10 protein-coding genes and 2 pseudogenes are annotated in these 15,921 nt (G+C 33.3%); 4 read left to right on the top strand and 8 right to left on the bottom strand.

The genetic code is table 11. From position 1 onward, the window contains the following. From HMPREF2864_RS09620 to HMPREF2864_RS09635, 4 genes and pseudogenes are all read right to left on the bottom strand, one after another. Positions 1-526 (bottom strand): annotated as a pseudogene (locus HMPREF2864_RS09620) (hypothetical protein); the annotation flags it as partial. 150 nt (positions 527-676) lie between these two features. Next, positions 677-2,770: a hypothetical protein gene (locus HMPREF2864_RS09625; protein ID WP_070545509.1), complete on the bottom strand. Its 2,094-nt coding sequence runs from the start codon at positions 2,768-2,770 to the stop codon at positions 677-679. After that, positions 2,745-3,699 (bottom strand): annotated as a pseudogene (locus HMPREF2864_RS09630) (hypothetical protein). Before HMPREF2864_RS09630 ends, HMPREF2864_RS09625 begins: the two are co-directional and overlap by 26 nt. A 247-nt stretch (positions 3,700-3,946) precedes the next feature. Continuing rightward, a complete protein-coding gene (locus tag HMPREF2864_RS09635; protein WP_070545511.1) occupies positions 3,947-4,678 on the bottom strand; it encodes a M48 family metalloprotease in 732 nt (243 codons plus the stop codon). A gap of 279 nt (positions 4,679-4,957) precedes the next feature. Between HMPREF2864_RS09635 and HMPREF2864_RS09640 the strand changes: the two genes are divergently transcribed. Then, on the top strand, positions 4,958-5,239 hold the full coding sequence (locus tag HMPREF2864_RS09640) for a GNAT family N-acetyltransferase (RefSeq protein ID WP_002460436.1): 282 nt from the start codon (positions 4,958-4,960) through the stop codon (positions 5,237-5,239). 329 nt (positions 5,240-5,568) lie between these two features. Next, the gene (locus HMPREF2864_RS09645; protein ID WP_037540465.1) at positions 5,569-6,375 is read left to right on the top strand and encodes a VOC family protein; all 807 of its coding nucleotides are present in this window, start codon (positions 5,569-5,571) and stop codon (positions 6,373-6,375) included. A 68-nt stretch (positions 6,376-6,443) separates the two neighbouring features. Here the strand turns inward: HMPREF2864_RS09645 and HMPREF2864_RS09650 are convergent, their stop codons facing one another. Continuing rightward, the gene (locus HMPREF2864_RS09650; protein ID WP_002460439.1) at positions 6,444-7,937 is read right to left on the bottom strand and encodes an aldehyde dehydrogenase family protein; all 1,494 of its coding nucleotides are present in this window, start codon (positions 7,935-7,937) and stop codon (positions 6,444-6,446) included. A gap of 399 nt (positions 7,938-8,336) precedes the next feature. On the opposite strand from HMPREF2864_RS09650, the gene HMPREF2864_RS09655 reads away from it, so the two are divergent. Next, on the top strand, positions 8,337-9,170 hold the full coding sequence (locus HMPREF2864_RS09655; protein WP_002460440.1) for a YSIRK-type signal peptide-containing protein: 834 nt from the start codon (positions 8,337-8,339) through the stop codon (positions 9,168-9,170). A 195-nt stretch (positions 9,171-9,365) separates the two neighbouring features. Here the strand turns inward: HMPREF2864_RS09655 and HMPREF2864_RS09660 are convergent, their stop codons facing one another. Continuing rightward, entirely contained in the window at positions 9,366-10,025 is a 660-nt protein-coding gene (locus HMPREF2864_RS09660; protein ID WP_070572204.1) for an NAD(P)H-dependent oxidoreductase, read from the bottom strand. A 353-nt stretch (positions 10,026-10,378) separates the two neighbouring features. Here HMPREF2864_RS09660 and HMPREF2864_RS09665 point away from each other — a divergent pair, with 353 nt between their 5' ends. Further along, positions 10,379-11,371: a D-lactate dehydrogenase gene (locus tag HMPREF2864_RS09665; RefSeq protein WP_002460442.1), complete on the top strand. Its 993-nt coding sequence runs from the start codon at positions 10,379-10,381 to the stop codon at positions 11,369-11,371. A gap of 66 nt (positions 11,372-11,437) precedes the next feature. On the opposite strand, the gene HMPREF2864_RS09670 is transcribed toward HMPREF2864_RS09665, so the two are convergent. Together HMPREF2864_RS09670 and HMPREF2864_RS09675 are read right to left on the bottom strand one after the other, a co-directional pair. Beyond that, on the bottom strand, positions 11,438-12,235 hold the full coding sequence (locus HMPREF2864_RS09670; RefSeq protein ID WP_070545513.1) for a Cof-type HAD-IIB family hydrolase: 798 nt from the start codon (positions 12,233-12,235) through the stop codon (positions 11,438-11,440). Positions 12,236-12,430: 195 nt separating this feature from the next. Next, a partial coding sequence (locus tag HMPREF2864_RS09675; RefSeq protein ID WP_141752083.1) for an LPXTG cell wall anchor domain-containing protein occupies positions 12,431-15,921 on the bottom strand: 3,491 nt, incomplete at its 5' end.

The raw sequence follows: 15,921 nt of genomic DNA on the forward strand, positions 1-15,921 counted from the left end.
GCTCGTTCATGGCATAGTAACCATTTTTTTCAACTTCACTCTTGAATTTTAACCGTGCCTGTTCAATGTCATATTCATAGTATTTATACATCATTGCTGCAACTGCGGCAGATGTTTCGTTTTCATGTCCGGGAGTAAACGTCGTAATAACTATCTTTCCATTGGATTCAGCAAAAATTAATCTTAGTTGAAATGGCACATCATATTTAACTGTACCAACTACTGCTAAACCGTCAGATTGATTTTTCTCTCCAAATCCATATGAATTTGTATAAGAATCAACTAAATTGATTTTACAGTCAAGACCAAATACTTCTTTCACATATTTTTTATATTTTTTCTATGCTTCTGCTTTATATTTTTTTAAAAAGATTTCATTACGTTCTTTATGTTCACCAATATATTTGCCATCATAATCTTTGACGCTTACTATTTTCGGTATATCTTTCGTTTGATCTTTGTCCATAGAAGCACAACCTCCTAAAATAAGCGAGGCACATAATACTGTATTAACTGCTCTTTTCATATGTTAAACGCTCCCTCTATCTGGCACATTCTAATGTTATTTTAAATAATTGCAAAATTATAAATAGTTTGAATATTAAGAATATTTATCAGCGATTTTTAGCTATAGTTTTATATTTAAAAGAAATATTTGGCTTGATAGAAAATTTAATTAATGTGCCGTTTTGTCAAGCTGTTCTTTTAATCTAGAAATATTTTGAGTTAGAGATTTTGTACTGTTTTTAAGTGCATCTACTGACTTACCTTTATTTTGAGCTAATGCAGTTAATATAGCTTGAAGTTCAGTTTCAAGCATCTCAGCATTACCCTCAGCACTTGAACTTAATATTTTAATATCTTCCAATAAAGATTTTGATAATACCATATTTATGAAAAATTCTCTCATTTCAAAACCAATAAACTCCACTGTTAGAAATTTACTAATTATTAAACTAAAATTATTTACCTCTTTAATTAAATAATTCAATACGCATTGAAAGCTTGAAAGGTCATCAGCCACTGAATTAGCAAATGGAATCTTTGATGCAATCCATTCAATCTTATCAATGAACGTTGATAACAACGAGCCAAATGCACAAAGAGCTGCAATAATTTTCATAAATACTTCTACAATAGGCAGTATGTAAAAAGTGATTGCTGTTAATAGATTTACAATAGCTGATTCAACAGTATTTTCGACAATTTCTAAATCAGTCGGTAAATATTTAGACTCTTCAAGTGAAAAAGCTGGTTGCTTTGTAGCATTTTTGTTTATCTCAACTTGATTAACCATAACATTATCGTCTAAATTTGACATTTGTTGTAAAATATCATCTATCCCTTTGCCAAAATTCATTATTTGATTTTTTACTATTTGGATATTGGGAATAACAATATTCAAATGCGCTAATATTTCTTCTCTAACACCGTCCATATAGCCATTAACTGGGTTTACAAACATTTTAACAATACTGTTATTTACAATATTTAACAGGCCTTCAATAAGTTTTTCGCCATATGTAATAAAGTCTGATACCTTAGATTTAACATCATCAATGAAGTCAATAATTGAATTAATAATATGGTCAGCACCTATAAAATCTAAAATATTATCTTCATTTTTTAGTTTAGTCAGACTATATTTTAACTCATCTGCTTTACGATTAATTTTAAATTTAATCACGTCAGATACTATATGTATTGTACTTTCTAACTCATTAAATTTAGTAATTTCTTTAAAGAAGACTTTAGTTTCGTCGACAAATTGTTCAAATTTACGGTGTTCATCTTCAACAGATTGTTTGATATCTTTCATCTTAGCATCAATTTGTTTAATATAATCTGTTAACCTTGTATGGACATAGCTACTTAGTTCTGCTAAATGCCCTTTATCTAATTTTATTTGCGTGACACCTGCAGCAACTGCATCACCACTCCAGATAAATATTGGTGTATGTTCATCCATATCCGCATAAATTTTCAAGCCATTACGGCTAATATATACTTCTTTATTGACAATATTATCTTGATCAAATTTGTTTAGTTTTTTTATCTCTTCAAAATTATAACCTGTATGAGATGGCGTTAAAGCCCCAAAAGTTGTAACCCCATTATCTCTATATATATGTTTACCAACAATCCTATCATACATAAATGCACCTTTAATAATCATCGTTAAAATATCACTTTTACTATGATAGTTATGAATATTATTGGCATTCTTACGCGCAAGTTTAGCAATACTCATTGGTAAAGGGGCTGTATTTGTGGTAACTACCCCAACATTTGGGTCCAATATTCCAATATACTGTGCCTCAGCACCTGCTAGAGAATTACCACCAACTTTTTGGATTGATTTTCCTTTATAATCATTAGGAGGTTCTCCATATTTTAATTTGAATTGCTCTGTACTCATCGTATTTGCATCTGCATATTTTTGTTTTAAACCGAAGTAAACTTCTCGAGCTTCTTTCAACTGAGCAGGTATATTATTACCAGCAAGTTGTAAATCTGTTATCACATCTTGCATACTTGAAAAATCTGTTCCTTCAAAAGTTAAAATAATATCTCCTGTTGCTTTATTATTTTCATAGCGTTCAAAAATTTTATATCCTAAACCTGTTTTAGTATTTTTTTCATATTCTAAAACTTTATATCTTTTGCCATTCACCAAAGGCATAGTACTAGGGTATGCTTTGTCATAATAAGTCCATCCACTTGCAATCTCAATCGCATCATTGTCAGTTATTTTCCCTCTTGATTTCATCCCATTCCCCTCCAATCATGGATATATCTTTGGTTTGTCTTTTTAATTTGCCATCTCCACCTAATTCACTTGGAGATACACCATCTTTATAAAAATACATTGCTTTTAATCCGGGTAATTTTTTCATTGTGTCATTCATTGGTATTTGTAAATCCCACGAATATTTATTAACGTTATCCACAGTTTTTTTATTATAGTACGCAATAAAATTAAACTCAGTTTGCTTTTTAATTTCAGGGTATTTTATCATTAAAGAATCAAACTGTTGATTAAATACGTCACCTTCCATTTTCATTAATGGCTTGAAATTTTGCTTAAACTCATCTAATCCTTCTATTCCAGGTGTTTTAACATTTAAGTACTGTTTGGTAACACCATTAAATTCTTGTTTTTTTTCAAGTTGCTCGTTCATGGCATAGTAACCATTTTTTTCAACCTCACTCTTGAATTTTAACCGTGCTTGTTCAATGTCATATTCATAGCGTTTATACATTATTGCTGCAACTGCGGTAGATGTTTCGTTTTCATGTCCGGGAGTAAACGTCGTAATAACTATCTTTCCATTGGATTCAGCAAAAATTAATCTTAGTTGAAATGGCACATCATATTTAACTGTACCAACTACTGCTAAACCGTCAGATTGATTTTTCTCTCCAAATCCATATGAATTTGTGTAAGCTTTAACTAAATTGATTTTACAGTCAAAACCAAATACTTCTTTCACATATTTTTTGTATTTTTTCTCGGCTTCTGCTTTATATTTTTTTTAAAAGATCTTATTACGTTCTTTATGTTTACCACGGATTTCCGCCATCATAATCTTTGACGTTTACTGTTTTCGGTATATCTTTCGTTTGATCTTTGTCCATAGAAGCACAACCTCCTAAAATAAGCGAGGCACATAATACTATACTTGTTGTTCTTTTCATATATTGGTCATCTCCTCTATTATGTGAGTATTGTTTGAGTCGACGTATAAAATTAACGTAAGTTGAAATTTATATTTTATAAATATTTTATATAAAAAATTAAGACTGGCAATTGGAATTTTATGCATAAAATAAAAATTGGACAGCATATAAAGTCAAAACTAACTTTATATACTGCCCTTAATGATTCAATAATGATAGTACTAAACTACCATGTACTTAATACTATGATAATTTGGCGCAAATTTTATATATTCAAGTGATTTAAGCGTTGTTGAAGTGATGGATGTGTTGACATCAACTTTACCTTTGTATCCTCCATAATACCGAGCGCAATAAACTTTTCGAAAGCTTGGCGTTGTGCTGTCTTTGATGTAAATTGTGCAGCAAAGCGATCACATTTTAGCTCTTTAAGACGCGCATAATGGAAAAATAAGAAAAATCCAGAAATATAGAGTGATAACACAATAACTACAAATATTAACAACAATAAAACATTGTTAAAATGAATTGTACGACTAACTAATAATGCAATAATTGGTATAAATGCGACAACAACTGAGCGCATTAATCTTAACTTTAAAATATCATGATCTTTAATATGACTATATTCATGTAGGATAAAAAACTTTAGTTCCTCTATTGACAATGCTTGTTCAATACGTCTATCTATTGCGATAACTTTACGATGTCCGCTTCCTGAAGCAAATAAATTAGGTTTAAATGGTAATTCTCCAATATACGTGGTTACTTGTTGTGTTTCCATCTCTGGTATATGTTGTTGCAACCACGTACGATCAACCTCTGTGCGGTTGCTTAAAAATAAATACATATACGGACTGATAAATGCATATCCAACTAATCCGAATGCAAAAATAAACAAATAGCGTATTTCCGTTTGTCCAAAAAGTGAAACTTGTATTACGTCAAATTTTATTAATATAACTAAGCTTAAAAATATAATTGCAATGAGCCTCATTTTAATCCTCTTTCTTAGGGAAGATAATATTTAATACAACCTTTTAAATTTACATATGTGATTTATTATATAGCGACAAAAGAATTTAAATGCTTATGTATGCATCCTGATGATAATGATACACACATACTACTTATTCATAATACAATCATATCGATTACACTTGTCATTTTAAATGTTTTCTTAGCGCAATTCAATGTCCTAAAATGGTTGAGCCATGTTTAATTTATACCAAAAGTGATACATATATAATATAAAAAATATTAAGGAGTGATTACAATGGACAATACGATTAAACAAGGTCATAATCAGTTCTATATTGGAGAATCTGAAGACAACGCTCAAGCTGTTATTACGTTTAAACAAGTAGATAATAATGAAATTGATATTGACCATACCGGTGTACCTGACGAATTAGGAGGTCAAGGTATTGGAAAAGAACTAGTAGCAGCAGTTGTGAACTATGCTAGAGACAATCAATTGAAAATTATCGCATCTTGCCCATTTGCCAAACATGTATTAGAAACTAATGATGATTACCAAGATGTCTATCTTGGCTAATACAAATCATTGCCTCAATAAAATATATTTCAAAATAGTGCATTAAGTTTCGTCTCAACTTAATGCACTATTTCGCTTTCATTGTAAATATTATAAAAATAATATGTCTTTATCGCTTGAAGCCCCATATTTTTCCTTTTTCTAACTACGTATTTCTTTATTGAAACAATACTAAGTTTCATTTACTTAAAAACCTGTATTATCAACCACTTGACTAAAAATGTATAAACTTTGAAACTTCTATCTTGTACTTTTTATATCACAAGAGTATATTTAATATACCAGATATAAATTATAAATAAAATTATCACTATAGGAGGCAATACATGATGACTTCATTCCATACCATTGAAGCAACGCACGTAACAAATATCACATTAAATGTCGCTGATTTAGCTAAAATGACAACTTTTTACAGCACTATTCTTGGTTTTTCAATAAAAGCACGCAGCGAAGAACGTACTATCTTAAATGTAGGCGCAAACGGTCATACTTTAACTTTAAATTATTTAGCTGAAGGACGACATCCTAGTTTCCGAGAAGCTGGTTTATTCCATATTGCTTTTTTATTACCTAGCCGCGCTGATTTAGCCAATTTCTTGTATCATGTTAGCCGGTTAAATATCGCTGTTGGTGGTGGAGATCATCTCGTAAGTGAAGCACTCTACTTTAATGACCCTGAAGGTAATGGCATCGAAGTATACCAAGACCGACCAAGTGACCAATGGCAATGGAATGATGATTTCGTAAAAATGGATACGTTAGAAGTGAATGCTGATGATTTAATTGCACAACGTACTAATTTAGGTTGGCAAGGCTGGCCTGCAAATGGGAAAATCGGGCACTTACATTTAAAAACACATGATATAAAAGAGGCATATGATTTCTATGTTTCACAACTTGAATTAGCACATATTTCTAAATTCCCACAAGCATTGTTTATGTCAACACAATATTATCATCATCATATCGCTGTGAATATGTGGCAATCAAACCAGAAAAGAATAAGTAATACGGAAAGTTATGGCTTAGTCCATTTTGATATTTATAAACCCAATGCTGAAGAAACGCACGTAACATCACCTGAAGGCTTCGATATTACAATTCATAGTGATACCAGCACGGTTGCAGGATAGTATAAAAAAACAGAACGCATAAAGCGCTCTGTTTTTATGATGTCGTATTACAATCATAATAAATTATATTAATATAAACCTTTCGTTTGATTGCTTGTATCGATAAAGATGTTTTTAACTTGTTGATAGTTTTTAATCGCATCTTTATAAACTTCACGACCAATACCGGATTTTTTATATCCACCAAATGGCGCACCGGCTGGAATTTGGTTATACGTATTAATCCAAATACGTCCTGTTCTCATTGCTTTAGCGACATTTAAAGCACGGTTGAGGTTTGTCGTAAAGATACCACCAGCTAAACCGTATTCCGAGTCATTAGCGATTTGAATCGCTTCATTTTCATCTTCAAATTTTTCTACAACTAATACTGGTCCAAAAATTTCTTCTTGTGCCAATTTATGACTATTATCTTTTAACTCAATGATTGTAGGTTCAAAGAAATATCCTTTATCGCGACCATTATCAGTTAGACGATGGCCACCTGTTAAGATAGTTGCACTGCTATCTTCTTCTGCAATTTTAATATAGCTTTCAATTTTTTCTATTTGATCTGGCCCAGTTTGAGCACCCATTTTAATATCTTTATCGAAAGGATCGCCAACTTTGATATTTTCAAAAGCTTCTTTCAATTTAGGAATGACTTTATCATAAATTGAAGTCTGTACTAGTAAACGTGAGCCTGCACTACATACTTCACCTTGGTTAAATAAAATTCCAAGTTGTACACCTTCAACTACTTGATCTAAATTTGCGTCATCAAAGATAATATTTGCACTTTTACCACCAAGTTCTAAAGTAGTCGGAACAATACGTTCAGCGCCTGCTTTTGCTACGCCATAACCAACATCTGTTGAACCTGTAAATGATAATTTATCCACGCCTTCATGTTTAAAGATGGCATCGCCAGATTCAGAACCTTTACCAGTTACAACGTTAACTACACCTTTCGGTAATACGTCTTGGAACACTTTCGCAAGTTCTATGAGTGATAACGGTGTAGATGATGATGGTTGAATGACAACGGTATTACCTGCAGCTAATGCTGGCGCGAGTTTCCATGAAGATAATAGGAATGGGAAGTTCCATGCGACAACTGCTCCAACTACGCCGACTGGTTCATTTACAACTAAACTCATTGTATTGTCATCAATTTGATTAACACTACCTTCATCAGTTGTTAACACACTTGCAAAATATTTATACTGATTTGCTGTTTGAGGAATATCAATCGTAGACGTTTCACGGTACGGTTTACCGTTTTGTAACGACTCAACAGTCGCAAAATGTTCTTTTTTTTCAAGTATACGACGACTAATTTCTAATAAATAGTCCGCTCGTTCTTCTTTAGAAATTTTACTCCAGCTGTCAAAAGCATCCTGAGCTGCTTTAACCGCTTTATCAACATCTGCTTGATTGGCTTTAGCTACTTGTGCTAATGTTTCTCCGTTAGCTGGATTAGTTACGTCTAATGTTTCTCCACTATCACTTGCTTGAAATTCTCCATTGATAAATAAATCATATTTTTCATCTATAAAATCTCTTATATTTACATTTGACATTGGTCATCATCCTTTACTTAGAATTTATAAAAGGCCATGTGCAATACGTTCGATGCGGTAAAGCCTGTAGAAAATAATGAAAGCGTTTTCTACGTATTTAGTATTTTACCTTTTCTGCGTAAAAAATAAAAACAACTTGCTTATAACGTATTACCAATTTAGCCGTACTTAAAACATGATGATATGCTAAATTTACATTAATATCTTATATTTTAATTATGCTTATAAATTTAAAAATCTATTAAACTGCTAACTATACTATATTTTATTTCACTGTCTTATGGTAAAATGGTTATAATTATATAAAATATTTATATAGTGGCGTCCTTACATTTATTCCAACTAGAAAGTAGTAGCAAACATGTAAGGCATTATTAAATCATATTAAGGAGTGATCATGTGAAATTTTATCAACAACAGCGTTTTGGAATTCGTAAATTTGCAATAGGAATAGGATCAGTTGCCCTAGCAACAGTAGTATTTTTAGGAGCGAATCAAGATGCGTATGCTTCAGAAACTAGTCGTACAGCTACAGAACAAAATCAAAGTCACGCTCAGCATCAGGCAAATACTCAAAATCAACACACATCTGGTAAACATACATCAGAAGTCGATATTACAAGTCCATATGGTAAAACAACAGACATTATAGAAAAAAATAATTCAAATCAAAATAGTAGTTCACACAGCAAAACTGAAATTATTTTAGGCTCTACAGATGGTGAATGGCTCATCAATGACATAACGATTATCAATAGTGAAACGCATCACACAAGTCAAAATAATCACTCTAGTCACAATATTAAAACCGAAAAACAATCTACATCTAAAAAAATTCAACATACGGGCAGTAGTGTTAAAACTGTAAGTCAACAAAGAACAAGCCAATCTCGTTTAACTAAACAAGCTGTTCAACATCAAAGTCAAAAACAAAACGTCGAGAAACATAGTAAAATAGTTAATCCATCGACAGCAGCAGTGAATGTGGAACAACCTTTTAATCCTTCACAACATAATGAATTAAATCACACTCATCAAACATTAATCAATCAAACTAAAAAGCCGACAGTTACTCACGCTACTTCATCAAATATGACTGTCACAGCACCGATTACTCATAAAGCATTACCAAATACAGGTAAAGAAGAAACGCCCGAACATAGTATGGCATTAGCTTCAATACTCGCAGTACTTGGCTCAGCACTCTTTATGCGCCGTCGAAAACACATATAATACAAAACAGTCTGGGACATCATTTTGTTTTAGGCTATGATATATATGTATTGGCAGTAGTTGACTAGATAGAAAATACGCTTATACTAAGCTTTTTTCAATTCTAGTCAACCTTGCTGGGGCGGGACTACGAATTCATTATGAATGCTGTCCCGCTCCCTTACTTAATCATTTAACATGCTATTACATCATTACTTATTTAACCCATTCAATGACATCTGTTGCTGGCTGACGTACTTTTCCTTTTGGCTCATCTTTTCTATAACCAAAGGCCACCATAACTGAAGGTACAAAATGCACTGTATCAATAACGCCCTCATCTTGTAATATTTCCGTCACTTTATCCAAATCGAAACCTTCCATTGGACATGAATCAATTCCGAGTAATGCTGCTGAAGTCATCATGTTTGCTAAGGCTATATATGTTTGTTTGCTAGCCCAATCCAACAAAGTACGTTCGCTATCATTTATATGAAAATTTGTTTGGAAATCATTGAACTTTTGTTCAACTGCTGGGATGGTATGTGTATCATATTTCTTAATGTCTCTGAGGATATGTTGAACATAGTCCGACTGTGCCGTAACATTTTTACGAGCCAAAATAACAACGAAACGACTAGCTGTATCAAGTTGTTTTTGTGCACCCCAACTATAAGATTTAAGTTTATCCTTTAGTTCTTGACTCTCAATGACAACAAATCGCCATGGTTCTAATCCAAGAGAACTCGGTGACAGCCGTCCTGACTCTAAAATCGTTTGCATATCTTTATCGCTAACTTGTTTTGATGAATCAAATATTTTCGTCGCATGGCGAAAATTTAATGCATTAATAATTGTTTCATTCATTTGTGACATGATAAAGCCTCCTGAAATAGTAGTGTGACTTAAATTATAAAATATATAATCAGTACAAAAAAGTATTGTGATTATCCAATTATTTAAAACCCACATACCACTATGGCAAAATACAAAGCAAGAATTATAAAATATGTGTAAATATTTTCATATTGTTGCTTTGGTACAATTTTATAACAAAAAATGTGATGCAAACTATTGATTTGTGAAATAATTCACAATATAATAATATTGTAGGCAAGAGACTTGTAGGCACTATAACACAAGCCAATATTATTACAGCTTACTTATATATCGTATAACGTCTTATATTTATATAACTATATCATCTAGGAACAGGAGAGATTATTTCAATGACAAAAATTATGTTTTTCGGTACGCGTGATTATGAGAAAAAAGATGCTTTAAATTGGGGTAAAGCACACAATGTTGAAGTCGTTACTTCAGAAGAAATCTTAAGTGCTGATACTGTAGATCAACTAGAAGGATTTGACGGTGTTACAACAATGCAATTTGGGAAACTAGAAGATTCTGTTTATCCTAAATTAGAAGGATATGGAATTAAACAAATTGCACAACGTACTGCTGGTTTTGATATGTATGACTTAGATTTAGCTAAAAAACACGGCATTGTTATTTCAAATGTACCAAGTTATTCACCTGAAACAATCGCTGAATATTCTGTATCTATAGCTTTACAATTAGTACGTAAATTCCCATTAATTGAAAAACGCGTTCAAGCACACAACTTCAAATGGGCAGCACCTATTATGTCAACACCGGTTAAAAATATGACAGTTGCAATTATTGGTACAGGACGTATCGGTGCAGCAACAGGTAAAATTTATGCTGGCTTCGGTGCTAAAGTAGTAGGCTTTGATGCATATCCAAATCACTCTTTAGATTTCTTAGAATATAAAGACTCTGTGGAAGAAGCAATTAAAGATGCAGATATCATTTCATTACATGTACCTGCAAACAAAGAAAGCTTCCATTTATTCGATAAATCAATGTTTAGCAAAGTGAAAAAAGGCGCTATTTTAGTAAATGCCGCTCGTGGTGCTGTTATCGACACACCAGCTTTACTTGATGCAGTCAATGATGGTACTTTATCAGGTGCAGCAATTGACACTTATGAAAATGAAGCAGATTACTTCACTTATGACTGGACAGGTAAAGATGTTGACGATCCAACATTATTAGAATTAATTCGTCACGAAAATATTTTAGTAACACCACACATTGCTTTCTTCTCTGATGAGGCAGTAAGAAACCTTGTTGAAGGCGGATTAAATGCTGCGTTATCAGTCATTGAAACTGGTAAATGTGACACTCAATTAAACTAATATAGATTAAATTTAATATATACAAAGCGCTAAACAAGCGATATGACTTGTTTAGCGCTTTTTTCCTTAAGATAAGACCACATCATCTATAACCTGTAATACGCCTTGTTCATCATTGCTTGGCGCAACTGCATGCGCTATATCAAATAATTCAGAATCATTACTATTAGCCATCACATAACTATAATGGGCCAATGCCAGCATATCTTTATCATTATTAGCATCTCCAAAAGCCATAAGTTCACTAGGTTTGATATGCCACTTTGTTAACAAACCTTTAAGCGCTTCCCCTTTTGTCATACTAGGCATAATTACGTCAATACTATGATGCCCACTCGATACTAAACTTGCAATATACTTAAAGCGTATAGCCATATCTTCATCAAGCGTAGGATGCGTTGTCCGATTGATATTAAAAGCAATTTTTACATAATCATCGTCTGGTAATACGTTAAACGAATCAATTTCCTCCAATTGGTGATAATAAAAGTGCGCATTCTCTTTAAAAGGTTGTGACGTATCCTTTAAAATATAAGCACTTTTTAAGCCACATATAATAAACTCTCGAAGTCCTTGTTCTAACATTAAATATTGCACCAAAGATTGGTAGTCTTGTATATCAAAACTCTTATAATCATATAAGCTGTTGCCTTGATAAATCACAGCACCATTTTCTGCAATAAAATACATCTCTTTATCACCAAAAATAGATCTAAGCTTTGCATATTGATTTCCACTTGCTGCTATAAACTTAATATTTTTATCTTGAAGTTTCTGAAATTGTTGATTAAATCTTACTTCATCATAATGTTTTTGACTGTCTAAAAATGTCCCATCCATATCCACAGCAATCGCTTTAATCATAAATGAATGATGCCTCCTATACCTTTCACAATTTTTCACTACTAATTATATAGTGTCTATACGTCATCATGAAGTAACGACTATCATTATGAAACTATGTTCAGATTATGAAATCACTTTCATAAGTGAAAAAAATAAAAGCTCCCCCTCTATAAAGAGAGGAAGAGCTTTTTTAAATGGTTATATGATACTTACTTATTTAACGTTTTTGCGACGAAAAGCACTAAGAAGTAAGATACTACCAACAAGAGTCATTAAATATGCTAATGATAATGATGTTGTTTCACCAGTTTCAGGTAGAGCATAGCGTTTTGTAACAACATCTCTATATTGAGCCATTGCTTCAGTCATTGTATAGCCATAACCATGATATGATACATGACGGTTATATGCTTGATGTTGTACTGCTTGATGAGCGTAGTTAGCATGTGCTTGTCCGTGATCATATTGACTATGAGTATAGTTTTCATAATGACTGTAATGTTGATGTCCAGCGTTACCTTGATGTCCTACAAAGTTATTAACACCATGATGTGAATGTTGTCCATTAAAGTCATGTTGTCCTTTGTAATGGTTGTGGTAGTTATTATAACCTCCATTAAAGTCTTGATGTTGATGGTTATATGATTGATGGTTTGTGTGTTGATGTGTTTTTGTGATTTCAATTGGTTTTCTTGGAATTACAATACTTGGGTGATTATTGAAATCAATATGCACATTACCTGCTTGATCAATATAATAATATTTGATTGTTGCACGTGTGCCTTGGATACATGGAACACAAACTTCTCGACCATCAGCTAAGATAATCACAGTATTTTTATCTTGGTCAATGTAATAATGTTTAACTGCAGAAGGTGTTGGTTTAACATCTTGTTTTTGAATTTGTTTTGATGCTTCAATAACTACTTTTCTACCATCACTAAAGATAATAATTGTATTGCCTGATTGATCTTTTTGAATATCTTTTACTGTAACTGAATGTCCGTTTTGACCTCCAGGAATAGTAATTGTGTGTCCATCACTAAATTCAATGATAGTGTTTCCATCTTTAGTTAATTTTTGACTTACAATATGAATAGACTGACCATCTTTACCGTTATAGCCATTTTGGCCGTTATAACCATTTTGACCATTGTAGCCATTATTACCATTGTAACCATTTTGACCATTATTTCCGTCACGTCCGTCGCGGCCATCTCGACCATCTCGTCCATCACGGCCTTTTTCTATTGTAATTGTATTACCATCACTAAAGACTACAACCGTATTGCCTGATTGATCTTGATGGCTTTCTTTTACTGTAACTGAATGTCCATCTTTACCTCTAGGTATAGTGATTGAGTTTCCATCACTAAATTCGACAATTGTATTGCCTTCTTTAGTTACTCTTTGACTCACAATTGTAATTGATTTGCCATCTTTACCGTCACGTCCATCGTGACCTTTTTCTATTGTAATTGTATTACCATCACTAAAGACTACAACCGTATTGCCTGATTGGTCTTTATGACTTTCTTTTACAGTGACTGAATGTCCATCTTGGCCTCTTGGCACAGTAATTGTATGTCCATCACTAAATTCAACAATTGTATTGCCTTCTTTAGTTACTCTTTGACTCACAATTGTAATTGATTGACCATCCTGACCTTTTTCACCACGATCACCTTTATCACCTTTTGGTATTGTGATTGAATGTCCATCTGTGAATTTAACAATTGTTCCACCTTGAGCATCTTTTGTTATTTCTTGAATGCTAACTGAGTGTCCACCTTGACCTTTAGGAACTGTAACTGTTTTGCCATCACTGAAGTGGATAACTGTGTTACCAGCGCCATCTGTCGTTGTGTTCGTTACGGTAATTGATACGCCATCATGACCATCTCGTCCATTTTGTCCATCGCGACCTTTTGGTACGGTTACTGTTTTACCGTCGCTGAAGTGGATAACTGTATTGCCAGCACTATCTGTTGTTGTGTTCGTTACGGTAATTGATGTGCCGTCTTGGCCTTTATCACCTTTCGCGCCTTTCGGTACGGTTACTGTTTTTCCATCACTAAAGTGGATAACTGTGTTACCGTCTCCATCTGTTGTTGTGTTCGTTAATGTTACTGATGTACCATCTTGACCTTTATCACCTTTCGCGCCTTTTGGAATAGTGATTGAGTGGTTATCAGTAAATGTTACAACTGTTTCACCTTGAGCATTTTTAGTGATTTCTTGAATACCTACTGAATGTCCGTCTTGGCCTTTTGGTACAGTGATTGAATGACCATCGCTAAAGTGAACTACTGTATTACCAGCTTGATCTGTTTCAGTTCTTGTTATTGTGATTGATGTACCGTCTTGGCCTTTATCACCTTTCGCACCTTTTGGCACAGTTACTGTTTTACCGTCACTGAAGTGGATAACTGTATTACCGTCTCCATCTGTTGTTGTGTTCGTTACTGTCACTGATGTACCATCATGTCCATTTTGGCCATCTTGACCTTTAGGAACTGTAACTGTTTTGCCATCACTAAAGTGAATTACTGTATTACCAGCTTGGTCTGTTTCAGTTCTTGTTATTGTGATTGATGTACCGTCTTGGCCTTTATCACCTTTCGCACCTTTTGGCACAGTTACTGTTTTACCGTCACTGAAGTGGATAACTGTATTACCGTCTCCATCTGTTGTTGTATTAGTTACTGTTACTGACGTTCCATCATGTCCATTTTCACCATGATCACCTTTATCACCTTTTGGCACAATAATTGAAGTGTTATCTGAGAAGATAACTTTACGGTCACCATTTGGTTCAATTGTATTACTAATAATAGTTATAGATTTGCCATCTTGGCCTTTGTCACCTTTTGGTATTGTAATTGATTTTCCATCTGTAAATGTTACAACTGTTTCTCCAGTAGGTTGTTTTGTAATGTTTTGAATACCAACTGATGTGCCGTCTTGACCTTTAGGAATTGTAACGGTTTTACCATCACTAAAGTGAATTACTGTATTACCCGCACTATCTGTTGTTGTACTTGTGATACTAATTGATGTACCATTTTGACCATCGTGACCATTTTCGCCTCGGTCACCTTTTTCGCCTTTTGGTATTGTTACTGTTTTACCATTTGTAAATGTGATTACTGTATCACCTTGTGGGTTTTTAGTAACACTTTGAATATCGATGGCATGTCCGTCTTGACCTTTAGGAATTGTAACATTTTTACCATCGCTGAAGTGAATCACTGTATTACCTGCACTATCTGTTGTCGTACTTGTAATACTAATTGATGTGCCATTTTGGCCATCGTGACCATTTTCACCTCGATCACCTTTAGCGCCTTTCGGTATTGTTACTGTTTTGCCATCACTAAAGTGAACAACTGCGTTTCCGTCTTTATCTAATTCAGTATTAGTTACTGTAATTGATGTACCATTTTGACCGTCTTGACCTTTTGGTACAGTAACATTACGACCATCACTAAAGTGGATAACTGTGTTACCAGCGCCATCTGTTGTAGTACTTGTAATTGTAATTGATACACCATCGCGTCCGTTTTGACCATCATGTCCATTTTCGCCTCGGTCGCCTTTTTCACCTTTTGGTATTGTTAATATTTGACCATCCGTGAAGGTTACAACTTTTTCACCAGTAGTTGATGTAGTAATTGATTTAATACCAATTGATGTGCCGTCTT

The sequence above is a fragment of the Staphylococcus sp. HMSC059F04 genome (assembly GCF_001812565.1).
Lineage (GTDB): Bacteria > Bacillota > Bacilli > Staphylococcales > Staphylococcaceae > Staphylococcus > Staphylococcus lugdunensis.

Bases quoted from the DNA above. Each gene is read 5' to 3' on its own strand.
- HMPREF2864_RS09625 (WP_070545509.1), bottom strand. From the start codon at position 2,770: ATGAAATCAAGAGGGAAAATAACTGACAATGATGCGATTGAGATTGCA.
- HMPREF2864_RS09635 (WP_070545511.1), bottom strand. From the start codon at position 4,678: ATGAGGCTCATTGCAATTATATTTTTAAGCTTAGTTATATTAATAAAA.
- HMPREF2864_RS09640 (WP_002460436.1), top strand. From the start codon at position 4,958: ATGGACAATACGATTAAACAAGGTCATAATCAGTTCTATATTGGAGAA.
- HMPREF2864_RS09645 (WP_037540465.1), top strand. From the start codon at position 5,569: ATGACTTCATTCCATACCATTGAAGCAACGCACGTAACAAATATCACA.
- HMPREF2864_RS09665 (WP_002460442.1), top strand. From the start codon at position 10,379: ATGACAAAAATTATGTTTTTCGGTACGCGTGATTATGAGAAAAAAGAT.
- HMPREF2864_RS09650 (WP_002460439.1), bottom strand. From the start codon at position 7,937: ATGTCAAATGTAAATATAAGAGATTTTATAGATGAAAAATATGATTTA.
- HMPREF2864_RS09660 (WP_070572204.1), bottom strand. From the start codon at position 10,025: ATGTCACAAATGAATGAAACAATTATTAATGCATTAAATTTTCGCCAT.
- HMPREF2864_RS09670 (WP_070545513.1), bottom strand. From the start codon at position 12,235: ATGATTAAAGCGATTGCTGTGGATATGGATGGGACATTTTTAGACAGT.